Here is a 23,290-nt window from a genome sequence, read left to right as displayed (position 1 = left end):
GCGAAGCGCCGGGCGTGAACGCAATGGTTGCTATCGGGTTGTCGATTCCGCGTTACGGAACTAGACTGACTAGTCAGTACAAATACGAAGGATGCAAGTGTCGATCATCGTGCGGGCGCATCAACTCGCCCTCCACTCCAAGCGCGGCCCCGTCTACGGCCCCGTGAACCTCGTCGCCGACCGCGGCCTCACCGTGCTGCACGGCCCTGCCGGCAGCGGCCGCACGTGCCTGCTGCTCACGCTCGCCGGGCGCATGAAGCCTTCGAGTGGCACCGCGGAGGTGCTCGGCTACGAGCTGCCCCGCCGTGCCCGACCCGTGCAGCGCGCGACCGCGATCGCCGGGTTCCAGGGCATCGACACGCTCGAGGAGTCGGTGACGGTCGGCGCCGCCGTTCGCGAGCGCGCCGCGTGGCTCGCGCCCTGGTGGGCGATCGTGCGCCGAACCGACGACGCTGAGCTCCGTCGTGTGCTCGCCCCGGTGTTCGGCGAGGTGCCGCTGCCGTCGACCGACACCGTCATCTGGGACCTCGACGAGGTGCAGACCGTGCTGCTGCGCATCGCGCTCGCGATGATGAGCGAGCCCGAGGTGCTCTTCTTCGACCAGATCGAGCAGGTGCAGTCGCCCGCGGCCCGGCGCGTGCTGTGGCAGCGCCTCGACGCGATCACCCGGGCCGGCACCGTCGTCGTAGCCTCCGCCGCCGCGCCCGACACCGCCATCTGGAACGAGCTCGGCATCGCCCCGCTCGCTTTCGACCTCACCACCATCGCGCCCGAGGGTCCGGCCCCCGCCGACCCCGATGACGCCATCGACCTCGTCCTGGAGCACGCCTGATGTTCGCCTTCCTCTCCTCCGGCACGGAGCTCCGCCGCTTCGGCAAGGGCACGCTGCCCAAGATCGCGCTCGTCGTGCTCCTCTTCATCCCGCTCATCTACGGCGCGCTGTACCTCTGGGCGTTCTGGGCGCCGACCGACGAGCTGAAGAACCTCCCCGTCGCCCTCGTGAACGAAGACGCCGGCGCGAGCCGCGACGGCGAGGTGATCACCGCGGGCGACGACCTCGTCGATGAGCTCACCAGCCGGAACGACCTCGACTGGCGTGTGACGGATGCCGCCGACGCCACGACGGGCGTGACCGACGGCGACTACTACTTCGCCGTGACGATCCCGGCCGACTTCTCGGCCAGCGCCGTCTCCGTCGGCTCCGACGACCCGAAGCCCGCGACCGTCGAGGTCGACTACAACGACTCCAACAGCTTCCTCGCCTCCACGCTCGGCAAGCAGGCCATGATCCAGCTGCGCGACACCGTGGCCGAACAGGTCGGACGGCAGACCGCGGACGCGACGCTCATCGGGCTGGGCGACGCCGGCGCGGGCATCCGTTCCGCGGCCGATGGGGCGACGACCCTCGCCGACGGCCTCACGACCGCGAACGACGGCGCCGGCCGTCTCGTCGTCGGCCTGGGCGACCTCGCGAGCGGCGCCGACACCCTCGATGCGGGTGCCGTGCAGCTCGCCGACGGCACCGGCACCCTCGCCGACGGCCTCCAGCAGCTCGCTTCGGGCGCCGGCACCCTCTCGGCAGGGGCGACGCAGGTGTCGAACGGTGCGGCCGAGCTCTCGGGCAAGGTGGCCGACGCCGCGAACGGCTCCGCCGTGCTCGCCCAGAAGGCGCACGGCCTCGCCGACGGCGCGAGCGGGATCGCGACGAAGACCGGCGAACTCACGCAGGGCACCGCCCTGCTCTCGGAGAAGATCGCGAGCCTCGAGGCCGATCTCGCCGGCGAGCAGGGCGCCACGGTCGACGTGACCGCGCGTCTCGCCGAGATCCAGGCGATCGCCGCCGGCGTCGACGGCGCGGCGCAGGCAGCACTGCCGACCGTGCAGGGATACGCGGGCCTCAGCAGCCAGTACGCCGACGCCGTCGACCAGCTCTCCGCCGGGCTCTCCGCCGGAGCGCCGAAGGCCGCCGAGCTCGCGGCCGGCGCCGCCCAGGTGAGCGATGGCGCGTCGACCCTCTCGACCAAGTCGGGCGAAGCGGCATCCGGAGCCCGAACCATCGCGAGCGGTGCGGACCGGCTCAGCTCGGGCACCGACGACCTCGTGAGCGGCACCGGCCGGCTCGCCGACGGCGGCACCGCCCTCGCCTCGGGTGCGATGCAGCTCTCCGACGGCAGCCGCACCCTCGCGGACAAGCTCAGCGAGGGCGCCGCAGCGGCGCCGCAGCTCAGCTCCGCCGACATCGAGGCGAAGGCCGACGTCATGGCCGCCCCCGTGCAGCTCGACGAGAGCTGGCAGAACGAGTCGAAGAGCTTCGGCGAGGGCTTCGCCCCGTTCTTCATCGCCCTCGCGACCTTCGTCGGCGGGCTGATCACGTGGCTCATCCTGCGCGCGCTGCCGACCCGGGCGCTCGCCGCCTCGGCCACGGGCCTCCGCGCCGTCATGACCGGGTTCCTCCCCGCGATGGCGATCGGCCTCGGCCAGGTCGTGATCATGGTGCTCGTGCTGGTCTACGGCATCGGCCTCGAACCGGTGTACTGGCTCGGCACCTCGGCGTTCATCTATCTCGTGACGCTCGCGTTCCTCGCCCTGCAGCAGATGTTCATCATCGTGCTCGGCACCGCGGCGGGCCGGGTGGTGAGCCTCGTGCTGCTCATGCTGCAACTCAGCTCGTCGGGCGGCACCTACCCCGTCGAGACGACGCCGGCCTTCTTCCAGTGGCTGCATCCGTACATGCCCGCGTCCTACGTGGTGAGCGGCCTGCGCGAGCTCATCACCGGCGGCGTGGACTCTAGACTGTGGCTTTCGGTGCTCGTGCTGGCCGGCATCCTCGTGGGCTCGCTCGCGATCAGCGCCTGGAGCGCCGGCCGGCAGCGCATGTGGAGCGTCAGCCGCCTGCACCCCGAGCTGGCGATCTAACCGGCCGGCCCGACCGCCGGCCCGAGCGAACGACGAGGAGACACCATGGCACGCGCGAACACCACGAAGCGCGCCATCCTCGATGCTGCGCTCGAGCTGGCGGCCACCAAGGGCATCACCGGCACGACGATGGACGAGGTCGCCGAGCTCGCCGGCGTCGCCAAGGGCAGTCTCTACTACAACTTCAGCTCGAAGGACCAGCTCTTCGAGGCCATGCTGCAGGAGGGGGTCGGTGCGCTCGCCGAGTCCCTCCGCAGCGCGAAGGGCGAGCTGCGCGGGTGGGACGCGGTCGACGCGCTCGTCATCCGGCTGCTCGACATCGTCGCCGAGAACTCCGCGCTCGCGAGGCTCATGGCGTCGGAGATCTTCCGTACCGATCGGGCGTGGCAAGAGACCCTGTTCGCACTCCGGCACGAAGCGCTCGCCGTCTTCGCCGAGGCGATCGACGAGACGGATGCCGCGGCCGGACGCAGCAGCATCATGGCGTCGGGCGTCTTCGGGGCGGTGCTCATGTCGGGGCTCGAGTGGCTCGTCTTCGAGCCCGAACGGAGCCGCGACGAGGTCGCCGCCGCGATCCTCGCGACGCTGCGCGTGCGCTGAGGGCGTCACGCCGCATCCTGCCGCGAGATTCATCTGGAATCCGAGCTGCTGGCCGACCGTCAGTCGCTCTCAGAACCCTTCAGCTCGACGCTGATCTGCTCGGCGTCGAGATCTTCGAGTGCGGCGCTGAGGGCCGCGGCGCTGAACATGCCGTCGTCGCGTGCGTCGAGCAGCGCGGTGCGCTCGGCCTCGATCATGCGCAGCCGCAGCACGCGCACGAGCTCGGGGTCGACGCGGCGCCCCGGTGCAGGGCCGGGCGCGCCGGGCGTTCCGGCCTCCGATTCCGCCGCGGCATCCGGCTCGCTCGCGCCCTCGTCGTTCGAGAGCTGCCACGCCGCCCGCATGCGCTCGGCGAGCGAGCGCAGGGCCGGGTCGTCGGTGTCGGCGATCTCGTCCATGGCCGCGGCCCGCAGCATCTGCCGCAGTTCGCGCTGCTCGGCGGCGCTCTCGCCGGGGTCGCGCTCGGGCACGAGCCGGCGCACGAGCCACGGCAGCGTGCCGCCCTGCACGAGCAGCGATCCGAACGCGACGAGGAACGCGATGAACACGAGCAGCGAACGACTCGGGGTCTCGTGGGGCAGCGTCTGCGCTGCCGCGAGCGTGACGACGCCGCGCATGCCGGCCCAGACCACGATCGTGCCCTCGCGCCATCCCAGCGGCTGGGCGAGGAAGTAGTCGATGTCGGCCACGCGGCGGCGCAGCATCGTGCGGAAGCGTTCTGCGGTCGCGGGCGACGGCACCGGGCCGCGGCGGCGATCGGGTTTCGGAGGGTCCGCGGCATCCGGTGTCTGCGAAGCTCTGGTGGTGCGCGTGGTGCGCGCGGTGCGCGTGGTGCGCGTGCTGCGGGCGTCGGCGAAGGCGGCTGTGCCGCCGTCTACGCGATCGGCGAGCACGCCCTTGAACTTCGCGGCACGGCGCGCCTTGCGCGCGAGGGCGCCGAGCAACGGCGCGACGAACGCCGCGCGAATGAGCACCGTGGCGACGAGCGCGATCGCCGCGAGCCCGACCGCCGCCCAGACGCCGGCGTGCGCGGCCTCGACGTCGGCGACGATCGCGGTGAGCTCGAGCCCCATCACGAGGAAGACCGCGCCCTCGAGCACGAGCTCGATCGTGCGCCAGTTCTGCGCGTCCGAGAGGCGGTGCTGCGGGCTGAGGTAGCGCGCCGCCCCGCGGCCGGTGATGAGCCCCGCGACCACGGCGGCGACGAGGCCCGAAGCACCGAGGTGCTCGGCCGGGATCGAAGCGAGGAACGGCATCGTGAACGAGATCACGGTGTTGACCGTCGGGTTGGCGATGCGCGCGCGCACCCGCAGGTTGACCCAGCCGACGGCCACGCCGATGACGGCGGCGACGGCGATCGAGTACACGAATGAGCCCGCGACGCCCCAGAGCGAGACGGATGCCGCGGCGCCCGCGATCGCCGCACGAAGCAGCACGAGCGCGCTCGCGTCGTTGAGCAGGCTCTCGCCCTCGAGCATCGCCACGACCCGCGGGGAGACGCCGAGGCGCTTCACGATCGACGTCGCGACGGCGTCGGTGGGGCTGACGATGGCGCCGAGGGCGATGCCCCACGCGAGGCCGAGGCCCGGGATGAGCCACGCGAACACCAGCCCGAGCAGCACCGCGGTGATCACCACGAGGGCGACCGAGAGGCCGCTGATCGCGCCGAAGTCTCGGCGGAACTCCATCGCGGGCATCGAGACCGCGGCCGAATAGAGCAGCGGCGGCAGAACGCCGGCGATGATCCACTCGGGGTCGATCTCGAACTCCGGCACGGCCGGCAGCAGGGCGACGCCGAGGCCGACGAACACGAGCAGCAGCGGCGCGGCGACGCCGAGCTTCGGCGCCACGGCGGTTGCCGCCGCGATCGCGAGCAGTGCGAGCACACCGGCGAGGAGCAGGTCCATTCGAGCATTCTCGCGCGATTCTCGCGCGCACCGCTGCATTAGTGTCGGGGCATGGCCTGGCTGTTCCTCACCCTCGCGATCGTCTTCGAGGTCGCGGCGACGAGCTTCATCGGCAAGACCGAGGGCTTCACGAAGCCGTGGTGGACGGTCGGCGTGCTCGCGGCATACGGGGTCTCGTTCGCGATGCTCGCGCAAGCGGTGCGCGAGCTCGAGATCGGCATGGTCTACGCGATCTGGTCGGGCGTCGGCACCGCGGCGATCGCGGCGATCGGCGTGCTGTTCCTCGGCGAGAGCCTCACGATGCCGAAGCTGTTCGGCATCGGCCTGATCATCGCGGGCGTGATCGTGCTGAACGTCTTCGCCGCGCCCGCCGCGCACGCCTGATCAGCGTCCCCGCGAACCGACCTCCACCATGCGGGGGATCCACCACACGGTGGATTCGCCGGCTCGCGACATCCGACAGGCTGGACGCATGGACCTGGACCTACTGAGCGGGGCCGCCCTCACCGGCCCCGCCCTTCTCGGCGCGCTCGCGCTGCTGGCGCTCGTCGACTCGACGAGCTTCGGCACCCTGCTCATCCCGACCTGGCTGCTCCTGGCGCCCGGCCGCCTGCGGCCCGGTCGCATCCTCATCTACCTCGCGACAGTCGCCGGCTTCTACCTCCTCATCGGCATCGTGCTGCTGACGATCGCCGCCACCGCGCTCCCGCAGCTCATGACGCTCGCTGCGACTCCCGGGTTCCTCTGGGCGCAGCTCATCGTCGGCGCGGGCATGCTCATCGGTTCGTTCTTCATCGGAGGCAAGCGCAAGCAGACGGGTCCCGGCCGCTTCGCGCGGTGGCGTGAGCGTGCGGTCACCGACGTGGGTGCGGAGGCGCGCGGCCTGCTGCCGCTCATGGGTCTCGCGGTCGCCGCAGCGGCCGTCGAGGTCGCCTCGATGCTGCCGTATCTCGTGGGCATCGGCTTGCTCTCGACGTCGGAGTTCGACGCCGTCACCCGGCTTCTCGTGCTCGTGGGCTACTGCGTCGTCATGGTGCTGCCGGCGCTCGTGCTGCTCGGCCTCCGCATCGTCGCGGCACGGGCGATGGAGCGGCCCCTTGCACGGCTCGGTGCCTGGATGGAGAAGAACGCCGCCGAGGCGACCGGATGGATCGTCGGCATCATCGGATTCCTGCTCGCCCGGGCGGCCGCGGTCGAGCTGCAGCTCTTCGACTCGATCCTGTAGCGCCGAGGCGCTCGCCGCAGTGCTTGCCGCGGCGCTTGCCGCGGCGCTTGCCGCGGCGCGCCGCATGTCGGCGGGTCGTGTTCGAATGCGGGCATGGGATTCGATGCGCAGTTCCTCGGGGTTCCGGCTCCGATGCCGCGAACGGGTGAGGCAGACGCCGAGGCATCCGTCGAGCTCGAGTACCTTCACTTCTCGGTCGTGCTCGACACGGTGAGGCGCCTCGCGCTCGTCACGGGCGTCAACGTCGACGGGCCGACGCTCATCGACCTGCCGCGCGGCGACGACTGGCGGCTCGACGAGCGCATCCCCGCCGACTGGCAGGCCGGCCCCGAGATCTACGCCCGCAACGACTTCGACCGCGGCCACCTCGTGCGCCGCCGCGACCCCGTGTGGGGTGCGCCCGAGATCGCGGCTCGCGCGAACGCCGAGACGTTCCGCTACCCCAATGCCGCGCCGCAGGCGTCTGGCTTCAACCAGTCGAAAGAGCTGTGGCTCGGCCTCGAAGACCATGTGCTCGAGCACGCCGAGGCGTACGGTCTGCGGCTCAGCGTGTTCACGGCGCCCGTGCTCGCCGCGGGGGACCCGCCGTATCGCGGCATCCGGGTGCCGCTCCGGTTCTGGAAGGTCGTCGCGTGGAACACCGGCGGACGGCTCGCGACCACCGCCTTCGTCGTCGACCAGGCGCCGCTCGTCGATACGAGCGAGGTCGTCGCACCGCCGGCTCGCGGTGAGGCGCCGCCGCTCGGCCCGTTCCGAACGTTCCAAGTGCCGGTGTCGGATGTCGCGGGGCTGACCGGGCTCGTGATGCCCGAGCTCGTCGCGGCCGACGTGCTGCCGCCGACGCTCGCGGCCCGCGGGTGGCGGCGGCTCGAAGCATCCGACGACATCGTGGTCTGACGGCGCACGCCGTGAGTGCCGCGTGTGTGCCTGCCGATGCTCGGCGACGCGTATCGTCGTATGGTGACCGAGCCGACGACCCCCGCGCCGCTGCCCAGCGCCGCCGCGGGCCGCCGTCGCAGCCTCGCCGGGGCCGCGACGCAACTCGGCACCGAGGTGTCGATCAACTTCGGCTCCTCGCTCGCGGGCCTCGCGATTCCCGTCGTCGGTTCGTTCGTCGTCGTCGCTGTGCGGCAGCTCGTGATGCTCGTCGCCGTGCTGCCGTTCTACCGGCCGAAGCGCGCCGAGCTCACGTGGCGCCGGCTCTGGCCCGCCGTCGCGCTCGGGGTCGTGCTCGCCGTCATGAACGTCACGTTCTACGAATCCGTGCACCTGCTCGGGCTCGGGGTGGCCGCGACGATCGAGTTCCTCGGGCCGCTCGCCATCGCGCTCGCGAGCTCGCGCCGGGTGCTCGACGTGATCTGCGCGCTCGCCGCGGGCACGGGTGTGGTGCTGCTGATCGGCCCCGGGGCATCCGACGCGGCGAGCATCGACCCGTGGGGCCTGACCCTCGCGCTGACCGCGGCCGCGTGCTGGGCGGGGTACATCCTGCTGACTCGTCGCGTCGCCCACGGGCTGCCCGGGCTCGAGGGCCTGACGGTCGCGAGCATCGTGAGCCTCGCCCTGCTCGTGCCGTTCGCGGTCGCGACCTTCGACCCCGCGGTCATCGACTGGGCGATCGTCGGTCTGCTGCTCGGCGTCGGGGTGCTGTCGTCGGCGCTGCCGTACAGCCTCGACACGTGGATCCTGCGCCGCATCTCGCCGCGCATCTACGCGATCGTCACGAGCTTCGGCCCCGTGATCGCGGCCGTGTTCGGGTGGCTCGTGCTCTCGGAGTCGTTCTCGACCACCGAGGTGATCGCGATCGTCGTCGTGTGCGGAGCGGCCGGCACTGCGCTCGCGACGCAACGCGCACGCCCGAAATCCCAGCTCGAGCAGACCGCCGAGGGCATGGCCTGATCGCATTTGCTCTTCCGTCGAGCGGGCAGTTGTTGCCGCGTGTTCGCGGGTGAGGCGGCATCGAGTGCCCGTTCGCCGGGGAAAGGGGTCGGCGCGTTGCCGGGGCGCGTTGCCGGGAGCGAAGCGCCGACCGTATCGTTGACGCGAGAGCAGGCTTCACGTCGACGTGTCGGGAGGAAACGATGGCCACCATCGCGTGGATCGGTCTGGGACACATGGGCGGACCGATGGCGGGCAACCTCGTCGCGGCGGGGCACGTCGTGCGGGGTGTCGATCCCGTGCCGGCGGCGCGCACGGCCGCCGCCGAACGCGGCGTGCGCATCGTCGCGACCATCGAAGAGGCGGTGCGCGACGCCGACGCCGTCTTCACCTCGCTGCCGCGCAGCGAGCACGTGCGCGCAGTCTACGGCGGTGACGAGGCATCCGGCCCTGGAATCTGGGCGACCGCGCCGGCCTCGGCGCTGCTGCTCGACACGTCGACGGTGGATGTCGCGACATCGAAGTTCTGCCACGAGGCATCCGTCGACCGTGGTTTCCGATTCGTCGACGCACCCGTCTCGGGTGGAATCGCGGGGGCCGAGGCGGCGACGCTCACCTTCATGCTCGGCGGCGACGCGGCGGATGTCGCGGACGCCACGGGCCTCGTCGAACCGCTCGCCGCGCATGTCTTCGACCTCGGCGGGCCGACCATGGGCATCGCCGCGAAGCTCGCGAACAACCTCATGCTCTTCGTCTCGCTGCTCGGCGTCGCCGAGGGAGCTGCGCTCGCCGACTCGCTGGGCCTCGATCCGGCGAGGTTCTACGAGGTGGCATCGGTCTCGTCGGGGGAGTCGTGGCCGCTGCGCACCTGGTACCCCGCGCCCGGCGTCGTGCCGACGAGCCCCGCGAATCGCGGGTTCGACGCCACGTTCTCGGCGCTGCTCGCCGAGAAGGACCTCGCGTTCGCGCTCGCGGCCGGCGAGGCGGCGGGGCTGCCGATGCCGGCGTCGCGCATCGCGCTCGAGCAGTTCGAGCGGTTGATCGCCGAGGGGCTCGGCGGCAAGGACGCGAGTCTCATCGCGAAGTACGCCTCGGCCGACGGGACCGTCGCGGGGTACGACCCCGAGGGTTGACGCGCGCGGCGGGAGTGACGTGCGTGGCGCGGCGGTGCGCGGCGCGGCGGTGCGCGGCGCGGCGGTGCGCGGCGCGACCGTCGCGGCGCTCTCAGCTCTGCTGCACCGCCGCGATGACCTCGCCCAGCCGGTCGCGAAGGGCGCCGAGCTCGTCGAGGCTCATGCCGAGCCGCGCGACGACCTGCGGGGGAATCGAGAGTGCCCGCTCGCGCAGCGCCTGCCCCGCCGGAGTGAGGGCGACGTCGAGGGCGCGCTCGTCGCGCGGGTTGCGTTCGCGCGTCAGGTAGCCGTGCGCCTCGAGGCGCTTCAGCAGCGGTGAGAGGGTCGCCGGTTCGAGCTGCAGCGCCTCGCCGAGGTCGCGCACGGTGCGCGGGTTGCGCTGCCAGAGCGCGAGCATCACGAGGTACTGCGGGTGCGTGAGCCCGAGCGGCTCGAGGATGGGCCGGTAGACGCCGATCACACCGCGCGCGGCGACCGCGAGGGCGAAGCACACCTGGTTCTCGAGGGCGAGCAGGTCGGCGGCGTCGCCGTCATCAGGGCGAACGGATGTCGCGGCGCTCGCTTCAGCGGCAGCCTGGTCGGCGGTGGCGGAGGGTGCGCTGCGGGCGTTCATGGGCTTCCAGTATGCGTCTCGGTATGAGTGGCGGGCAAATCATTAGTACACTAATGATTGTGACACGAAGAAAGCGCGAGACGCCACCGGGAGCCCAGCGCGGCTACGCCGGCTTCATCGACCGGCTGAACGCGAGGCTGCTGCCGTACATCGGGCCGCCGCCGCTCGGGCCGTACGGCGAAGAGCCGGTGCCCACTGCGCCCCCGGCATGCCCGCTCTGCGGCGCCGCGATGTCGAGTCACACGATCGATCGCTCGTTCGAGCGCACCCAACTGCACTGCCCCTGAGCAGCCGCGTCGCGCCCTGCACCTCACCCATTCCCGTCGAGCGGGCAGTCGATGCCGCCTTCCGCGCGAACAGGCGGCATCGAGTGTCCGTTCGCCGATGGATGTCGGGCGCGCCCGCGCGTGCGTGCCGCACCCCATTACGTTCGATGGGTGTCGGGCGTGCCCGTTACAGTGGCGACGTGAGCGACTACGAAGTGTTGGAGATGGGCGGGCTCGACGCGTGGCGAGAGCACTTCGGCGGCTTCCGCCCCGAGAGTTCCCGCGACGGGCGCCGGGTCGTCGACCACGACCTGACGATGCAGTACATCGGCATGACCGCGAACGCGCTCGAGCCGGGTGAAGAGGCCGGGTACTGGCACACCCACGCGCGCATCGAAGAGGTCTACGTCTTTCTCGGCGGCCGCGGCCAGATGGGCCTCGACGACGACGTCATCGACGTCGGCCCCGGCACTGTCGTGCGCGTCGGTCAAGGGGTCTGGCGCACCTGGCGCTGCGCCCCCGACGGTTCCGAGCAGTTGCGCTGGTTGTGCATTCGCGCGGGCGGCACCGAGCTGCCGCACCTGCCCGACGACAGCCGGCGCGACGCCGACCGCCCGCTGCCCTGGTAGTCGGCGGCACGACAGCGGGCACCGCCGTGGCCGCGCGCCGACCCTGACGCAGACCGCGCCGACCGTGCCGCGGCTGGACCCGAGCAGACCCGTCGCCGAAGACCCTGCAGCTAGCTCTGCGCCGCGAGCCGTCGGCTCACCCAGCGGTCGTACCGCGCCCACGGGTCGGTGACCCCGAGCTGCAGCGCGGCGATGTGCGCGAGCAGTTCGTCGTGCACGCCGAACCACTCGGTGCCGGCGAAGCGGTGCGCCGCGAACTGCGCGTGGCGGCGCTGCTCGACCGTGCGGTCGCCGAGTTCGAAGGCGAGCACCTCGTCGTGCGGCAGGCTGGCGACGCGCCTGCGCGGGTTGGCCGAGGTGCCGATCTTGATCTGGTCGCGATAACCGAGGTAGTAGACGACGTCGACCCGGGGGTCGGCCACGTCGAGATCGGGCACGTCGCCGACGCGCCATTCGCAGATCGCGCAGACCCGGCCCGAGGGGTAGACGACGCCGACCCGTGACCCGCAGACGAGACACGGCCGGGGCAGCAGGTCGGTCGCTCCGATGTCTCGCGCGACCCAGTCGTGGGCTTCGAGCAGGTGCGGGGTGCACAGGTCGAGGGGCGCGCCGGACTCGACGGGCGCCGCGCACGCACGCCCGTCGTCGAGGCGGATGCTGCACGGACGACCCGCGCTCTGCGCCCGTGGCGCGGCGGGCGTCGGCATGGCGGCGGGCGCGGGCGCCGCGGCATCCGCTCGGTTCATGACTGAACCATAATCGCGACCACCGACGCGTCAGGGGGCCGCGGTAGGCTCGATTTCCGATCCGCCGTGCAGTGGCGGACAGGTTCGAGAGGTCGACGCATGGCCCTGTGGCGCAAGCGGCAGCGACGGCGATTCAAGCCGTTCGATCGCACCGCGTTGCCCGAGGCGCCGACGCCGACGTTCGACGAGATGCTGAGTGAAGGCGTGCTCGTCGCCGAGTCGGCCGGGCGCATGGCGCTGAAGAACCGCATGATCGTCGAGGCGCTGCGCGGCGAAGAGCCGTTCGCGCCCGAGCGGGCGGCCGCGGCGGCGCGCGAGGTGCTCTACGAACTCGTGCAAGAGGCCGACGAGGTCGCCGAGCGCACCGCCGAAGAGCGGGCGGCCGCGGCGAAGCGCGATGGCCGCTCGGCGCACGAGCACGACTATCGAAGAGCGGATGCCGCGAACCTCCGTCGCCGCGAACAGGTCTATGCTGCCGTGGCGAAAGAGCTGTGGACGCGCCGGGGCGACTCCGAGTACCTCAGGGCGTTCGCCGAGCGTGCGCGCGAAGAGGCTTGGCAAGAGGTCTCCGGCGCGATCGAGACGCGCCTCGACCGGGAGTGGGGCGAGTGGCCCGAGATCGAGGTCGACGAGACCTACGAGGCCGAGCGCGACGACCGGGTGCGCGAGTTGCTCGCCGATCTCGAGCTGGGCGTCGCGGCTGCTGAGGCCGAACGCGCCCGGCGCGAGGAGGAGCGCGACCCGTTCCGCGGATACGTGGGCTGAGGCCCGGTCGCCCGCGGGGTGCCGAAGCCGAAGCCGCGCGGCGCTTCGCCCGCGGTGCTTCAGCCGGGCCGTCGCCTCAGCCGGCCGTCGCCTCAGCCGGCGCGATCTCGGCGATGAGCGCCTCGACCCGGCCGCGGATCTCGTCGCGCACGCGGCGCACGGTCTCGAGGTCTTTGCCCGCCGGGTCTTCGAGCTCCCAGTCTTCGTAGCGCTTGCCAGGGAAGATCGGGCACGCGTCGCCGCAGCCCATCGTGATCACGACGTCGGACTCGCGCACGGCGTCGACCGTGAGAACCTTCGGCGCGTTGCCGGCGATGTCGATGCCCTCTTCGGCCATCGCGGCGACGGCGACCGGGTTGATCTCGTCTTTCGGCTCGGAGCCGGCCGACAGCACCTCGACGCGGTCGCCCGCGAGCGCCCGCAGGTAGCCGGCGGCGATCTGCGAGCGTCCGGCGTTGTGCACGCAGACGAACAGCACGGTGGGGGTCTCGGTCACGCGGTTCTCGCTCTCGTCGGTCGGCAGCATCATAGGCGGGTGAGGTGAAGTCGAGGTGAACGGCGGTTCAACTGCAGCATCCGCCCGTGTTCGGCGTCGCGCTGCCGCCGGGCCCCGGCGCGGCACTCGTCGAGCACACTCCGGTTGCGGGCAGCACGAGCTCGACGTTGCGCGCGGCGGCCGCGTCGCCCGCGAGCCACGCCGTCACCGAGCGCACCTGCTCGTAGCCGGTCGCGAGCAGGAACGTGGGCGCCCGCCCGTAGCTCTTCATGCCGACGATGAAGAAGTCGCGCTCGGGTTGGGTGAGCTCGCCGAAACCATGCGGTTCGACGGTGCCGCACGAGTGCACGTTCGGGTCGATGAGCGGCGCGAGCCGCCGTGGCGCCTCGACGATCTCGTCGAGATCGAGGCGGATCTCGCGGAGCATGCCGAGATTCGGGCGGAAGCCGGTGGCGTTCACGATGCGGTCGGCCGAGATGGTCTCGATGCCGTCGCCGTGACGGCCGGTGATTCGGGCGACGGATGCCTCGTGGCCCATGCCGCCCGAAGCGCCCTCGCGCCCGACCCGCACGATCTCGAAGCGGTCGACGAGTTCGATGCGGCCGGCTGCCACGAGCGCGTCGACGCGGGCGCCGATCGAGGCGCGTGCCGGCAACTCGTCGTCGGGTGCGGTCGTGACCCGCGCGGCCGTGGCGTTGCGGATCACCCATGTGATGCGCGTGCCGGGCTCGAGTTCGGCGAGTTCGGCGAGCCCCAGCAGCGTGTTCGCGGCCGAGTGCCCGGCGCCGACGACGACCGTGTGCCGCCCGGCGAACCGGGCTCGGTCGCGCCCGAGTACGTCGGGCAGCGCGTGGTCGACGAGACCGTCGATCTCGGGCAGGCCGAGCGGGTCGAGGCCCGACGAGCCGAGCGAGTTCGGCGTGCGGTAGGTGCCCGAGGCGTCGATGACGGCGCGCGCGGTGAGTTCGTCGACGCCGTCGGCGGTGCGGGTGCGCAGCAGGAACGGCGCCTGCGCGCGACCCTTCGTGCGCGTGCGATCCATGCCCTCGCGGGTCACGTCGGTGACCTCGACGCCGAGTCGCGTGCGATCGGCGATGGCGGGCAGTGCCGCGAGCGGGGCGAGGAACCGCTCGACGAGCTCGTGCCCGGTGGGCAGCGAGTCGGCCGGAGGCGCCTGCCACCCCGTCTCGGCGAGCAGTCGCTGCGACGCCGGGTCGACGAGGTGTCGCCACGGCGAGAAGAGGCGCGTGTGCCCCCACTGGGCGATGCTCGCGCCGATGCGGTCGCCGGCTTCGAGCAGCACGAAGTCGATGCCGCGGTCGACGAGGTTGGCGGCGGCGGCGAGGCCGATGGGCCCGGCGCCGATGATCGCGACGGGCAGCCTCTGCAGGCGCGAGGGGGTCGCCGTCGGCATGGTGAGGTCGATCAGGGTCATGCGGGCTCGCATTCGTTCGAGACATCCATTGATGGTTGTCGATATTGTGAGTTTGGCGACTATATCGACAGATGTCAATATATGGCTAAGCTGATCTCGTGACCATCGTCGAACTGCCTCTCGCGAGTGCTGCCGCGCCGGCCGCGGCCACGTCGGCCGCGCCGGCCGCGTGCTGCGCGCCGCTGACCCGCGCGACGATCACCGCCGCCGATGCCGAGACGTTCGCGCGAACCCTCAAGGCCATCGCCGACCCGGTGCGACTTCGACTCGTCTCGATCGTCGCGGCCTCCGAGGGTCAGGAGGCGTGCGTGTGCGACCTCACCGAGCCCGTCGGCCTCAGTCAGCCCACCGTGTCGCACCACCTGAAGATCCTCACCGAAGCCGGCATCCTCTCGCGCTCGAAGCGGGGCACCTGGGCGTACTACCGCCTCGTGCCCGGCGCGCTCGAGGCGATCGCGGCACCGCTCGTGAGCGTCTGACGCAACGCGGGCCGGTTCGGCCGGTCGGGCAGGTCACGTGCGGTTGTAAGTATGTCCGAACTTAGTTAGCCTTGACCGCGGAGACGCACAGGAGCGCTCCGACGGTTGAGAGGACTCTCGGTGATCCGAACTGCGAACGCGCCGGTCAGTTATGGCGTCTTCGAGCTTTCCCCGCCTGACGTCGAGCTGCCCGACGGCGAGCAGCTCGCGACGTGGGTGGCCGAGGCCGGCTACGAGGGCATCGACCTCGGCCCGGTCGGTCTGTTCGGCGATCGGCACGGCCTGCCCGAGCTGCTCGAACGCCACGGCCTCGCGCTCGCCGGGGGCTGGGTCGACCTGCCGTTCGCGGGCTCCGACGATGACTTCGAACGCGCCTTCGCCGACCTCGCCCCGACGCTCGAGCTGTTCGCCGCGGCCGCCGCCGTCGCCCCCGATCGCGCCCCGAAGCCCACGCTCGCCGACTCGGGTTCGCCCGAGCGCAAGGCGCGTCCCGGCGGCGCCCCCGAGCTCGAGCTCGACGATGCGCGCTGGGCGGTCTTCACCGCACGCGTGCAGCGCGTGGCCGACCTCATACGGGCGGCCGGCCTCGAGCCGACCTTCCACCACCACGCGAGCACCTACATCGAGACGCCGCGCGAGATCGACCGGTTCCTCGCCGACACCGACGTCGACCTGACCTTCGACACCGGCCACCTGCTCGTCGGCGGCGGCGACCCCGTCACCGACTTCCCGCGGTGGGCCGACCGCATCAACCACGTGCACCTGAAGGACGCCGACCGCTCGGTGCTCGCCACCGCGGCCGGCTCGGCCGACCCGATGCGCGACATCTGGCAGCGGCGCGTCTTCGTCGCGCTCGGCGAGGGCGACCTCGAGGTCGACCGCATCGTCGACGCGATCGTCGACTCGGGCTACGACGGCTGGCTCGTGGTCGAGCAGGACGTGATCCTGCAGGGTGCCGACGACGTGGCGAGGGCGCGCGCCGACCAGGTCGCGAACCGCGAGCGCCTGCGGCGGTGGTTCGCATGACCGGCTTCGACGAGCAGCCAGACGGCGGCGCGGCTTCGGCGCAGAACGAACGGCCGCGCGACCGCGTGCGCGTCGCCGTGATCGGCCTCGGCGCGATCAGCCAGAGCGTGCACCTGCCCCTCATCCGTCGCAACGACGACCTCATCGACCTCGCCGCCGTCGTCGACCTCTCCGCGTCGCGGGCCGACGAGATCGCCGCGGCATCCGGCACCGGGGTCGCGGCCTTCGACTCGGTCGGCGCGCTCATCGAAGCCGTCGACAGCGGCACCCTGCGCCTCGACGGCGCGATCCTCGCGACCGCCGGCTCCCACGCACCCGACGTCGCGCGGCTCGTCGCCGCCGGCATCCGCGTGCTCGCCGAGAAGCCGCTCGCCTTCTCGCTCGCCGAGGTCGAGGCGCTGCGCGCCGTGGCCGACGAGCGCGGCATCGACCTCGCCGAGTGGGTGCGGGTCGGCTACATGAAAGAGCACGACCCGGCGTCGGCCGCCGCGAAGGCCCTGCTCGCCGAGGTCGAGATCCGTGCCGTCAGCGTCGAGGTGCTGCACCCGGCCGACGGGGCGCAGCTCGCCTTCGCGAATCTTGCGCCCGCGCCATCCGATGTGCCGCCCGAACTGCTCGCGAGCCTCGTGGCCGCGACCGACGCGACGGTCGCCACGGCGATCGGCGATGCGGCCGACCCGCTGCCGAAGCTCTACACGAACGTCGTGCTCGGCTCGATCGTGCACGACATCGGGCTGCTGCGGCACCTCGTGGGCGGCATCGGCGTCGTCGATCGCGCCCGCCGCACCGGCCCGGCGTTCCCGGGCTCGCTCAGCCTCGGCGGCTTCCTCGCCGAGCACACCGACGTGCCCTGGTCGATCGACTGGCACTTCATCCCGCGCTACCCCGAGTACCGCGAGACGGTCACCTTCCACCACGAAACGGGCACGATCGCCCTCACTTTCGCGGTGCCCTACGTGCTCAACGCCCCCACCGTGCTCACCGTCGTCGAGAACGCCGACCCCCTCGGGTCGCGGCGCTCAGAGACCCGGTGGATGCAGGAGGAGGCGTTCGAGCACGAGCTCCGAGCGTTCGCGGCACTCGCCGCCGGAAATCCGGAGCCGGGCCCATCGGTCGCAGAGGGGGCCGCAGACATCGTCGTCGGCCAGCGGATGCTTCGCACTCTCGCCGACGCGATCGGCACACCGATCGACGGGTCGACGGAGGCCGCAGCCCCCTGAGGCGAGCGGGTCCGAGTATCACCGCCCCCCCGGTCGCGGGTGACACCAAGGGTCGCTCGACCCTCTACTGTCAGAACAACCGGACAACTGGAGAATCATGGCGCAGTTGGAGCAACGACTCCCCGTCGAGCTGTTCCTCGACCTCGATCGCTCGGGCCCCGTGCCCCTGTACTACCAGATCGCGAGCCGACTCGAGCAGGCGATCCTCGACCAGACCCTGCCAGCGGGGGCGCGCCTCGAGAACGAGGTCGCCCTCGCTGCACGGCTCGGCCTCTCCCGGCCGACGATCCGCCGCGCCATCCAGGACCTCGTCGACAAGGGCCTGCTCGTGCGGCGCCGCGGCATCGGCACGCAGGTCGTGCACGGCAAGGTGACGCGCAACGTCGAGCTCACGAGCCTGTTCGAAGACCTCGAGCGTGCGGGGCAGAAGCCCGAGACGCGCGTGCTCTCGGTCGCGGTCGTGGCTGCCGACGACGCCGCGGTGGACGCGCTCGGCGTCGACCCCGGCAGCCGGGTGCTGCACGTGCAGCGACTGCGCAGTGCCGACGGCGTGCCGCTCGCGATTCTCGACAACGTGCTGCCCGAGCAGTTCGCCGACCTCGACCGCGACGCGCTCGAGAAGCACGGGCTCTACCAACTGCTGCGGGCGCGGGGCGTGACCATGCGCGTCGCGAAGCAGCGGATCGGGGCTCGGGCGGCCACCTCGCGCGAGGCCGAGCTGCTCGACCTCTCGCGAGGGGCGCCGGTGCTCACGATGGTGCGCACCGCGTTCGACAACTCGGGTGTCGCCGTCGAGTTCGGGCAGCACTGCTACCGACCCGACCGCTACTCGTTCGAGGTCACGCTCGTCGATCGGTGAGCTTCGTGGGAGCGGCCGTCGATCATCCGAGCAGCGGTCGCTGCGCCCGCCTCGCGGTGTCGTATTCCGCGCGCGCCGTCTGCACACTCGGTGTCGTGGATGTCTCGGCCACCGGCACATCCCACCAGCCGCCGCCGTCGGGGCCGCCGAGCAGCGGGTCGCTCTCGATGTGGATGAGCGTCGACACGGGCGAGGCCTTCGCGGTCGCCATGGCGCGACCGAGAGCGGCGATCGCATCGGGCCCCGGGGCGATCTCGATGACGTCGATGCCGTAGCTGCGCGCATTCGCGGCGAGGTCGACCGGCAGGGTCGGCCCGTTCTGGAAGTTGCGCGCCGACTCGTCGTACTGTCGGTACCGGGTGCCGAAGCGCTGCGAGCCGACCGACTCCGAGAGGTTGCCGATCGAGGCGAACCCGTGGTTCTGCACGAGCACGACGATGAGCTTGTGACCCTCGGCGACCGCCGTCACGAGCTCGGTGTGCAGCATCAGGTACGAGCCGTCGCCGACCATGACGATGACGTCGCGGTCGGGGGCGGCGCGGCGCACGCCGAGACCGCCCGCGATCTCGTAGCCCATGCACGAGAACGCGTACTCGACGTGGTAGCCGAGGGGGTCTCTCACTCGCCAGAGCCGGTGCAGGTCGCCGGGCAGCGACCCGGCCGCCTGCACGACGACGTCACGCGGCTCGCTCGCGGCCTGCACGGCGCCGATGATCTCGGCCTGCGCGGGCCGGTCGCGCCCCGACGGCTCGAACGAGGCGTCGACGAGGGCGTTCCACGACTGCTTCTCGGCGGCCACGAGCTCGGACATGGCCGACGGCACGCGGTACCCCGCGAGCTCGACCTCGAGGGCCTCGAGTGCGGTGCGGGCATCGGCGACCACGGGCAGCCGGGTTCCGTGCTTGTAGGCGTCGAACGGCGCGACGTTGATGTTCACGAACGCGACATCGGGGTGCTGGAAGGCGCTGCGGCTCGCCGTCGTGAAGTCGCTGTAGCGCGTGCCGATGCCGATGACGACATCGGCCTCGGCGGCGAACCGGTTCGCGGCGGTGGTGCCGGTCGCGCCGACGCCGCCGAGCGAGGCGGGGTGATCCCACGGCAGACTGCCGCCGCCCGCCTGGGTGGTGCCGACCGGGATGCCGGTGGCCTCGACGAGTCGACGCAGCACCTCTTCGGCGCCCGAGTAGATGACGCCGCCGCCCGCGACGATCATGGGCGAGCGCGCCGCGCGGATCGCGGCGACCGCCCGGGCGAGCGGCCCGGCCTCGGGCACCGGCCGGCGCACGTGCCATTCGCGGTCGGCGAGGAAGGCGAGCGGCACATCGAGCGCCTCGGCCTGCACGTCCTCGGGCAGGGCGATCGTGACGGCGCCCGTCTCGACGGGGTCGGTGAGCACGCGCATCGCCCCGAGCGCGATCGAGAAGAGCTGCTCGGGTCGCTCGACGCGGTCGAAGAAGCGCGACAGCGGGCGGAACGCGTCGGTCACCTGCACGCTCGGGTCGTGCGGCAGTTCGAGCTGCTGCAGCACGGGGTCGGCGACCCGGGTCGCGAAGGTGTCGCTCGGCAGCAGCAGCGCGGGCAGCCGGTTGCTCGTCGCGAGGGCGGCGCCGGTCAGCATGTTCGCGGCGCCGGGACCCACCGACGCGGCGCTCGCGAAGGTCGCGCGCCGGCGTCGCATGCGGGCGAAGCCCACCGACTGGTGCACCATGGCCTGCTCGTTGCGCGCCTGGTAGTAGGGCATGAGGTCGGGGTCGGCGGTGTTCGACTCCATGAGCGCCTGCCCGAGGCCGGCGACGTTGCCGTGCCCGAAGATGCCGAACACGCCGGGGATCGTGCGCTCGCGCACGTCGCCGTCGACGGTCCACTGGTGGGCGAGGAACTCGACGAGCGCCTGCCCGACGGTCATGCGCTTCGTGGTCACTTCGGGGTTCCTTCGTTCGAGGCGGGGTACGGCAGTCGCGGGTCGCCGGGTTCGTCGTTCCACGACTCGCGCACCCACTCGTGGGCGGGTTCGTCGGTGATGCGCCAGACGCGCTCGCCCGGTCCCGCCATGACGTTGAGGTAGTAGAGGTCGTGGGTCGGCGGGGCGACGGCCGGGCCGTGGAATCCGCCGGGCACGAGCGCGACATCGCCGCTGTGCACCCGCTCGTCGAGCTCGATCTCGGTCGCGGCCGACGACGAGGCGCTGAACAGGCCGTACGGCGCAGCATCGGCGTCGGCGTCGGCGTCGGCGCCGGCGAGCTCGAAGTAGTAGATCTCTTCGAGCGCCGACTCGCGGCCGGGCAGTTCTTCATCGTGCTTGTGCGGCGGGTAGCTCGACCAGTTTCCCGCGGGCGTGATGACCTCGCACACGATGAGCCGTTCGGCGTCGAGCACCGCGGGCGTGCAGAGGTCGTGCACCTGGCGACTCGCGCGCCCACGGCCGCGAAGCTCGACGGGCACCTCGTCGCGCCCGATGTGCCGAAGCGGATGCCGCGTGGTCGCCGGCGCCTCGGCCACCGCGACCCTGCCCGTGCCGCTGAGGGCGGCGCGGGAGCCCGGGGGCAGGTAGAGGCAGTCGGTGGCACCGTCGAAGACCGAGGCTCGGCCTTCGAGTTCGACCTCGTGCAGCGTGCCGTCTTCGGTGTACGCGCGCACGAGGCATCCACTCGTCAATGGCACGATGAGCCGCTCGATCTCACCGGCCGGCAATTCGAGCCCGTGCCCGCCCGGCCCGCCGAGATCGCCGACCCGCAGCCCGGTGTGCTGCCAGCCGTCGAGCGACGCGTCGACGACGAGCTGCCAACCGTCGCGGGCGAGGCTCTCGCGGGGGTGGAACCACGGCTTCGTCACGGGTGCTCCTTCGATCTCGCGGGTCTCGTGTGCTTGGTCGGTCTCGTCGGTCTCGTCGGTCTCGTCGGTCAGCCCGCGTGCACGAGTGCCGCGGCGGTGTCGACGGCCCGCGCGACGTCGCCGTCGGGAGGGTAGACGAGCGTGCGCCCGACCACGAGCCCCCGCACGCCCGGCAGTGCGAGCGCCCGCTGCCAGCCGGTGAAGGCGGCCTCGGGGTCGCCGCCGCGCTCGCCGCCGAGCAGCAGGGTCGGCAGGGTCGTCGCCGCCATCACGCGTTCCATGTCGTCGACGACGGGCAGTTTCATCCAGGTGCAGGCGGAGCTCGTGCCGAGGCCCGAGGCGATCGCGATCGAGGTGATGACGGCGTCGGCGGTGAGATCGTTGACGACGCCCGCCTCGCCGCGCACGCTCATGAACGGCTCGAGCATGATCGGCACACCCGCCGCTGCCGCAGCCGTGACCGCGGCCGCGCAGGCCTCGATCGTCGCAGCCGAGCCGGCATCGCGCAGGTTGATGCGCAGCAGCACCTTGGCGAAGTCGAGGCGGTCGCGCACGATGCCGCCGATGTCGTAGCCCGTGAAGCGGTCGTCCATCTCGAAGCTCGCGCCGCGCAGCCCGCCGCGGTTCATCGAGCCCACCACGACCTTGCCCTCGAGTGCGCCGAGCAGCGCGAGGTCGTCGATGATGTCGGGCGTCGCGAGCACGCCGTCGACGCCAGGTCGGCTGAGCGCGAGCGCCAGACGGTCGAGCAGGTCGTAGCGGTCGGCCATCGCCATCGGCTCGTCGCCGACGGCGAGTGCGCCGCGCGCCGGATGGTCGGCGGCGATGATGAAGAGGCGGCCGTCGTCGCCGAGCACCGGCCTGCGGGTGCGGGCGGCGTGCACCGCGGCGATGGACGTGGGGTCGAGTGCGCGCCGTTCGCGGAGTCGTGCGAACGCGGCGTCGTCGAGGAATCGCCCGGTCGGCTCAGAATGCATCGGGGTCTCCTTGGAGGCGGGCGGCAGTGGTCGCGCGTGCGCCGGCGTCGGTGCCGGCGCGGTCGTCGGTGCCGGCGTCGGCACCCTCGTCGATGCCGGCGAACCCGCCGACGCCGTGTTCTCGGGCCAACCGCGCCACCTCGGCGTTCGTCGGCATCGCGGTGGAGCACTCCCTGCGGGTCGCGACGAGGGCACCAGCGGCGTTCGCGAAGGCGATGACGCGCTCGAGCGGCCAGCCCTCGAGCAGCCCGTGGCAGAGGGCGCCGCCGAAGCCGTCGCCGGCCCCGAGCCCGTTGACCACGTGCACGGCCAGCGCAGGCAGCTCGACGAGTTCGTCGCGGGTCTTGGCGAGCACGCCGATCGGGCCGCGCTTGACGATCGCGAGTTCGACGCCTCGGTCGAGCAGCGCATCCGCCGCGCGGTACGGGTCGCGTTCGCCGACCGCGACCTCGCACTCCTCGAGATTGCCGACGGCCACGGTGACCGAATCGAGTGCAGCGGATGCCTCGCGGCGGGCGTCTTCGACCGAGCCCCAGAACATCGGTCGGTAGTCGAGATCGAGCACGGTGTGCGCGCGTCGTCCGCGTGCGGCCCATGCGGCGTGGTGGGCGCTGCGGCTCGGCTCCTCGCTCAGCCCGGTGACGGTCGACCAGTAGATCGCGGCCTCGCGGATCTCGTCGAGCGGCAGGCTCTCGACCGTGATCTCGAGGTCGGGCGCCTTGGGCTTGCGGTAGAAGGTGATCGGAAAGTCGTCGGGCGGGAAGATCTCGCAGAAGGTCAGCGGAGTCAAGAGGTCGGGCTCGGTGCCGACGAATCGCGCGTCGACCCCGAAGACGCCGAGCTCGCGCTTGATGTACCGGCCGAACGCGTCGTCGCCCGTACGGGTGACGACGGCGCTGCGACGCCCGTGCCGAGCGGCGGCGATCGCGACGTTCGTGGCGCTGCCGCCGACCGACTTGGTGAACGTCTCGACGTCTTCGAGGTGCACGCCGTCGCGCGTCGGGTAGAGGTCGATGCCGACGCGCCCGATGGTGATGAGGTCGAACGGCGATGCCGTCGTGGAGATGCTGCTCGTCGTGGTCATACTGCGTCGTACAACTTTCTGCCGGTGCCGTACCTGTCGTGCGCTGGCGGTTGACCACAGTCTACACAGAATGTCCTAACAAAGTGGGCGGGTGGCTGAGTCGTCGAACGAGCGGATGCCGCTTGGCGTGAGCCGCGGCATCCGCTCGCCTGTGTTCGACGCAGCCCCCCGCGGTTCTGTCGCCCGGCGCGCTCAGCCCGCCGGCGT

The 23,290-nt window shown here is 71.9% G+C and carries 24 protein-coding genes; 15 read left to right on the top strand and 9 right to left on the bottom strand.

Features of this window, described 5'->3' with window-relative positions; translation table 11 throughout:
* Positions 1–97 precede the first annotated feature (97 nt).
* Genes ACWGST_RS13620 through ACWGST_RS13610 form a run of 3 tightly spaced genes read left to right on the top strand, consistent with a single transcriptional unit; the run spans position 98 to position 3,516 of the window.
* Positions 98–832: an ATP-binding cassette domain-containing protein gene (locus tag ACWGST_RS13620; protein WP_452047207.1), complete on the top strand. Its 735-nt coding sequence runs from the start codon at positions 98–100 to the stop codon at positions 830–832.
* A complete protein-coding gene (locus tag ACWGST_RS13615) occupies positions 832–2,916 on the top strand; it encodes a YhgE/Pip family protein (RefSeq protein ID WP_452047206.1) in 2,085 nt (694 codons plus the stop codon). Before ACWGST_RS13620 ends, ACWGST_RS13615 begins: the two co-directional genes overlap by 1 nt.
* 45 nt (positions 2,917–2,961) lie before the next feature.
* Positions 2,962–3,516 carry a TetR/AcrR family transcriptional regulator gene (locus ACWGST_RS13610; RefSeq protein ID WP_452047205.1) on the top strand — a complete coding sequence of 185 codons (555 nt, stop codon included), beginning with the start codon at positions 2,962–2,964 and terminating at the stop codon, positions 3,514–3,516.
* A gap of 59 nt (positions 3,517–3,575) precedes the next feature.
* Here ACWGST_RS13610 and ACWGST_RS13605 read toward each other — a convergent pair whose 3' ends face one another.
* Positions 3,576–5,423, bottom strand: a complete 1,848-nt coding sequence (locus ACWGST_RS13605; RefSeq protein ID WP_452047204.1) for a cation:proton antiporter — start codon at positions 5,421–5,423, stop codon at positions 3,576–3,578.
* Between the two features lie 51 nt (positions 5,424–5,474).
* Between ACWGST_RS13605 and ACWGST_RS13600 the strand changes: the two genes are divergently transcribed.
* From ACWGST_RS13600 to ACWGST_RS13580, 5 genes are all read left to right on the top strand, one after another.
* Complete coding sequence (locus ACWGST_RS13600; protein ID WP_375836268.1) at positions 5,475–5,807, top strand: DMT family transporter; 333 nt, start codon at positions 5,475–5,477, stop codon at positions 5,805–5,807.
* 88 nt (positions 5,808–5,895) lie between these two features.
* Positions 5,896–6,648 carry a GAP family protein gene (locus ACWGST_RS13595; RefSeq protein ID WP_452047203.1) on the top strand — a complete coding sequence of 251 codons (753 nt, stop codon included), beginning with the start codon at positions 5,896–5,898 and terminating at the stop codon, positions 6,646–6,648.
* A 93-nt stretch (positions 6,649–6,741) separates the two neighbouring features.
* Positions 6,742–7,545, top strand: a complete 804-nt coding sequence (locus tag ACWGST_RS13590; RefSeq protein WP_452047202.1) for a DNA/RNA non-specific endonuclease — start codon at positions 6,742–6,744, stop codon at positions 7,543–7,545.
* A 63-nt stretch (positions 7,546–7,608) separates the two neighbouring features.
* Positions 7,609–8,544 carry an EamA family transporter gene (locus ACWGST_RS13585; protein WP_452047201.1) on the top strand — a complete coding sequence of 312 codons (936 nt, stop codon included), beginning with the start codon at positions 7,609–7,611 and terminating at the stop codon, positions 8,542–8,544.
* A gap of 182 nt (positions 8,545–8,726) precedes the next feature.
* On the top strand, positions 8,727–9,656 hold the full coding sequence (locus tag ACWGST_RS13580; protein WP_452047200.1) for an NAD(P)-dependent oxidoreductase: 930 nt from the start codon (positions 8,727–8,729) through the stop codon (positions 9,654–9,656).
* A gap of 91 nt (positions 9,657–9,747) precedes the next feature.
* Here ACWGST_RS13580 and ACWGST_RS13575 read toward each other — a convergent pair whose 3' ends face one another.
* Positions 9,748–10,269, bottom strand: coding sequence for a MarR family winged helix-turn-helix transcriptional regulator (locus ACWGST_RS13575; protein WP_452047199.1), 522 nt, complete (start codon positions 10,267–10,269; stop codon positions 9,748–9,750).
* A 59-nt stretch (positions 10,270–10,328) separates the two neighbouring features.
* Between ACWGST_RS13575 and ACWGST_RS13570 the strand changes: the two genes are divergently transcribed.
* Both ACWGST_RS13570 and ACWGST_RS13565 read left to right on the top strand, forming a co-directional pair.
* Complete coding sequence (locus ACWGST_RS13570; protein ID WP_452047198.1) at positions 10,329–10,556, top strand: hypothetical protein; 228 nt, start codon at positions 10,329–10,331, stop codon at positions 10,554–10,556.
* A 179-nt stretch (positions 10,557–10,735) separates the two neighbouring features.
* Entirely contained in the window at positions 10,736–11,164 is a 429-nt protein-coding gene (locus ACWGST_RS13565; protein WP_452047197.1) for a cupin domain-containing protein, read from the top strand.
* 110 nt (positions 11,165–11,274) lie between these two features.
* Here ACWGST_RS13565 and ACWGST_RS13560 read toward each other — a convergent pair whose 3' ends face one another.
* Positions 11,275–11,910 carry a GIY-YIG nuclease family protein gene (locus ACWGST_RS13560; protein ID WP_452047196.1) on the bottom strand — a complete coding sequence of 212 codons (636 nt, stop codon included), beginning with the start codon at positions 11,908–11,910 and terminating at the stop codon, positions 11,275–11,277.
* A 99-nt stretch (positions 11,911–12,009) separates the two neighbouring features.
* On the opposite strand from ACWGST_RS13560, the gene ACWGST_RS13555 reads away from it, so the two are divergent.
* A complete protein-coding gene (locus ACWGST_RS13555; RefSeq protein WP_452047195.1) occupies positions 12,010–12,675 on the top strand; it encodes an asparagine synthase in 666 nt (221 codons plus the stop codon).
* A gap of 76 nt (positions 12,676–12,751) precedes the next feature.
* Here the strand turns inward: ACWGST_RS13555 and ACWGST_RS13550 are convergent, their stop codons facing one another.
* Both ACWGST_RS13550 and ACWGST_RS13545 read right to left on the bottom strand, forming a co-directional pair.
* Positions 12,752–13,201 (bottom strand): arsenate reductase ArsC, encoded by a 450-nt coding sequence (locus ACWGST_RS13550; protein WP_452047194.1) that lies wholly within the window; start codon positions 13,199–13,201, stop codon positions 12,752–12,754.
* 37 nt (positions 13,202–13,238) lie between these two features.
* A complete protein-coding gene (locus ACWGST_RS13545; protein ID WP_452047193.1) occupies positions 13,239–14,606 on the bottom strand; it encodes an NAD(P)-binding domain-containing protein in 1,368 nt (455 codons plus the stop codon).
* 113 nt (positions 14,607–14,719) lie between these two features.
* Between ACWGST_RS13545 and ACWGST_RS13540 the strand changes: the two genes are divergently transcribed.
* From ACWGST_RS13540 to ACWGST_RS13525, 4 genes are all read left to right on the top strand, one after another.
* Positions 14,720–15,085 carry an ArsR/SmtB family transcription factor gene (locus tag ACWGST_RS13540; protein ID WP_452047214.1) on the top strand — a complete coding sequence of 122 codons (366 nt, stop codon included), beginning with the start codon at positions 14,720–14,722 and terminating at the stop codon, positions 15,083–15,085.
* 120 nt (positions 15,086–15,205) lie between these two features.
* Complete coding sequence (locus ACWGST_RS13535; protein ID WP_452047192.1) at positions 15,206–16,111, top strand: TIM barrel protein; 906 nt, start codon at positions 15,206–15,208, stop codon at positions 16,109–16,111.
* The gene (locus ACWGST_RS13530) at positions 16,108–17,331 is read left to right on the top strand and encodes a Gfo/Idh/MocA family protein (protein ID WP_452047191.1); all 1,224 of its coding nucleotides are present in this window, start codon (positions 16,108–16,110) and stop codon (positions 17,329–17,331) included. The genes ACWGST_RS13535 and ACWGST_RS13530 overlap by 4 nt, the downstream gene beginning before the upstream one ends.
* Positions 17,332–17,428: 97 nt before the next feature.
* Positions 17,429–18,190 carry a GntR family transcriptional regulator gene (locus ACWGST_RS13525; protein ID WP_452047190.1) on the top strand — a complete coding sequence of 254 codons (762 nt, stop codon included), beginning with the start codon at positions 17,429–17,431 and terminating at the stop codon, positions 18,188–18,190.
* A gap of 22 nt (positions 18,191–18,212) precedes the next feature.
* Here the strand turns inward: ACWGST_RS13525 and iolD are convergent, their stop codons facing one another.
* From iolD to iolC, 4 genes are all read right to left on the bottom strand, one after another.
* Complete coding sequence (gene iolD / locus ACWGST_RS13520) at positions 18,213–20,096, bottom strand: 3D-(3,5/4)-trihydroxycyclohexane-1,2-dione acylhydrolase (decyclizing) (RefSeq protein ID WP_452047213.1); 1,884 nt, start codon at positions 20,094–20,096, stop codon at positions 18,213–18,215.
* 11 nt (positions 20,097–20,107) lie between these two features.
* Positions 20,108–21,022, bottom strand: coding sequence for a 5-deoxy-glucuronate isomerase (gene iolB / locus ACWGST_RS13515; protein ID WP_452047189.1), 915 nt, complete (start codon positions 21,020–21,022; stop codon positions 20,108–20,110).
* A 68-nt stretch (positions 21,023–21,090) separates the two neighbouring features.
* A complete protein-coding gene (locus ACWGST_RS13510; protein ID WP_452047188.1) occupies positions 21,091–21,999 on the bottom strand; it encodes a Cgl0159 family (beta/alpha)8-fold protein in 909 nt (302 codons plus the stop codon).
* Positions 21,989–23,083, bottom strand: coding sequence for a 5-dehydro-2-deoxygluconokinase (iolC, locus tag ACWGST_RS13505; RefSeq protein WP_452047187.1), 1,095 nt, complete (start codon positions 23,081–23,083; stop codon positions 21,989–21,991). The genes ACWGST_RS13510 and iolC overlap by 11 nt, the downstream gene beginning before the upstream one ends.
* Positions 23,084–23,290 lie beyond the last annotated feature (207 nt).

The organism is Agromyces sp. NPDC055520 (assembly GCF_053619715.1).
Note: the sequence above shows the minus strand (reverse complement) of the source record. Positions and strands in the feature narration are given on the sequence as shown.

Excerpts from the sequence above, each read along its gene's own strand:
- ACWGST_RS13595 (WP_452047203.1), top strand. The coding sequence starts at position 5,896 with ATGGACCTGGACCTACTGAGCGGGGCCGCCCTCACCGGCCCCGCCCTT.
- ACWGST_RS13530 (WP_452047191.1), top strand. The coding sequence starts at position 16,108 with ATGACCGGCTTCGACGAGCAGCCAGACGGCGGCGCGGCTTCGGCGCAG.
- ACWGST_RS13525 (WP_452047190.1), top strand. The coding sequence starts at position 17,429 with ATGGCGCAGTTGGAGCAACGACTCCCCGTCGAGCTGTTCCTCGACCTC.
- ACWGST_RS13590 (WP_452047202.1), top strand. The coding sequence starts at position 6,742 with ATGGGATTCGATGCGCAGTTCCTCGGGGTTCCGGCTCCGATGCCGCGA.
- ACWGST_RS13580 (WP_452047200.1), top strand. The coding sequence starts at position 8,727 with ATGGCCACCATCGCGTGGATCGGTCTGGGACACATGGGCGGACCGATG.
- ACWGST_RS13550 (WP_452047194.1), bottom strand. The coding sequence starts at position 13,201 with ATGCTGCCGACCGACGAGAGCGAGAACCGCGTGACCGAGACCCCCACC.
- iolC (WP_452047187.1), bottom strand. The coding sequence starts at position 23,083 with ATGACCACGACGAGCAGCATCTCCACGACGGCATCGCCGTTCGACCTC.
- ACWGST_RS13605 (WP_452047204.1), bottom strand. The coding sequence starts at position 5,423 with ATGGACCTGCTCCTCGCCGGTGTGCTCGCACTGCTCGCGATCGCGGCG.
- ACWGST_RS13615 (WP_452047206.1), top strand. The coding sequence starts at position 832 with ATGTTCGCCTTCCTCTCCTCCGGCACGGAGCTCCGCCGCTTCGGCAAG.
- ACWGST_RS13575 (WP_452047199.1), bottom strand. The coding sequence starts at position 10,269 with ATGAACGCCCGCAGCGCACCCTCCGCCACCGCCGACCAGGCTGCCGCT.
- ACWGST_RS13560 (WP_452047196.1), bottom strand. The coding sequence starts at position 11,910 with ATGAACCGAGCGGATGCCGCGGCGCCCGCGCCCGCCGCCATGCCGACG.
- ACWGST_RS13510 (WP_452047188.1), bottom strand. The coding sequence starts at position 21,999 with ATGCATTCTGAGCCGACCGGGCGATTCCTCGACGACGCCGCGTTCGCA.
- iolD (WP_452047213.1), bottom strand. The coding sequence starts at position 20,096 with ATGACCGTCGGGCAGGCGCTCGTCGAGTTCCTCGCCCACCAGTGGACC.
- ACWGST_RS13545 (WP_452047193.1), bottom strand. The coding sequence starts at position 14,606 with ATGACCCTGATCGACCTCACCATGCCGACGGCGACCCCCTCGCGCCTG.
- ACWGST_RS13600 (WP_375836268.1), top strand. The coding sequence starts at position 5,475 with ATGGCCTGGCTGTTCCTCACCCTCGCGATCGTCTTCGAGGTCGCGGCG.
- ACWGST_RS13555 (WP_452047195.1), top strand. The coding sequence starts at position 12,010 with ATGGCCCTGTGGCGCAAGCGGCAGCGACGGCGATTCAAGCCGTTCGAT.
- ACWGST_RS13610 (WP_452047205.1), top strand. The coding sequence starts at position 2,962 with ATGGCACGCGCGAACACCACGAAGCGCGCCATCCTCGATGCTGCGCTC.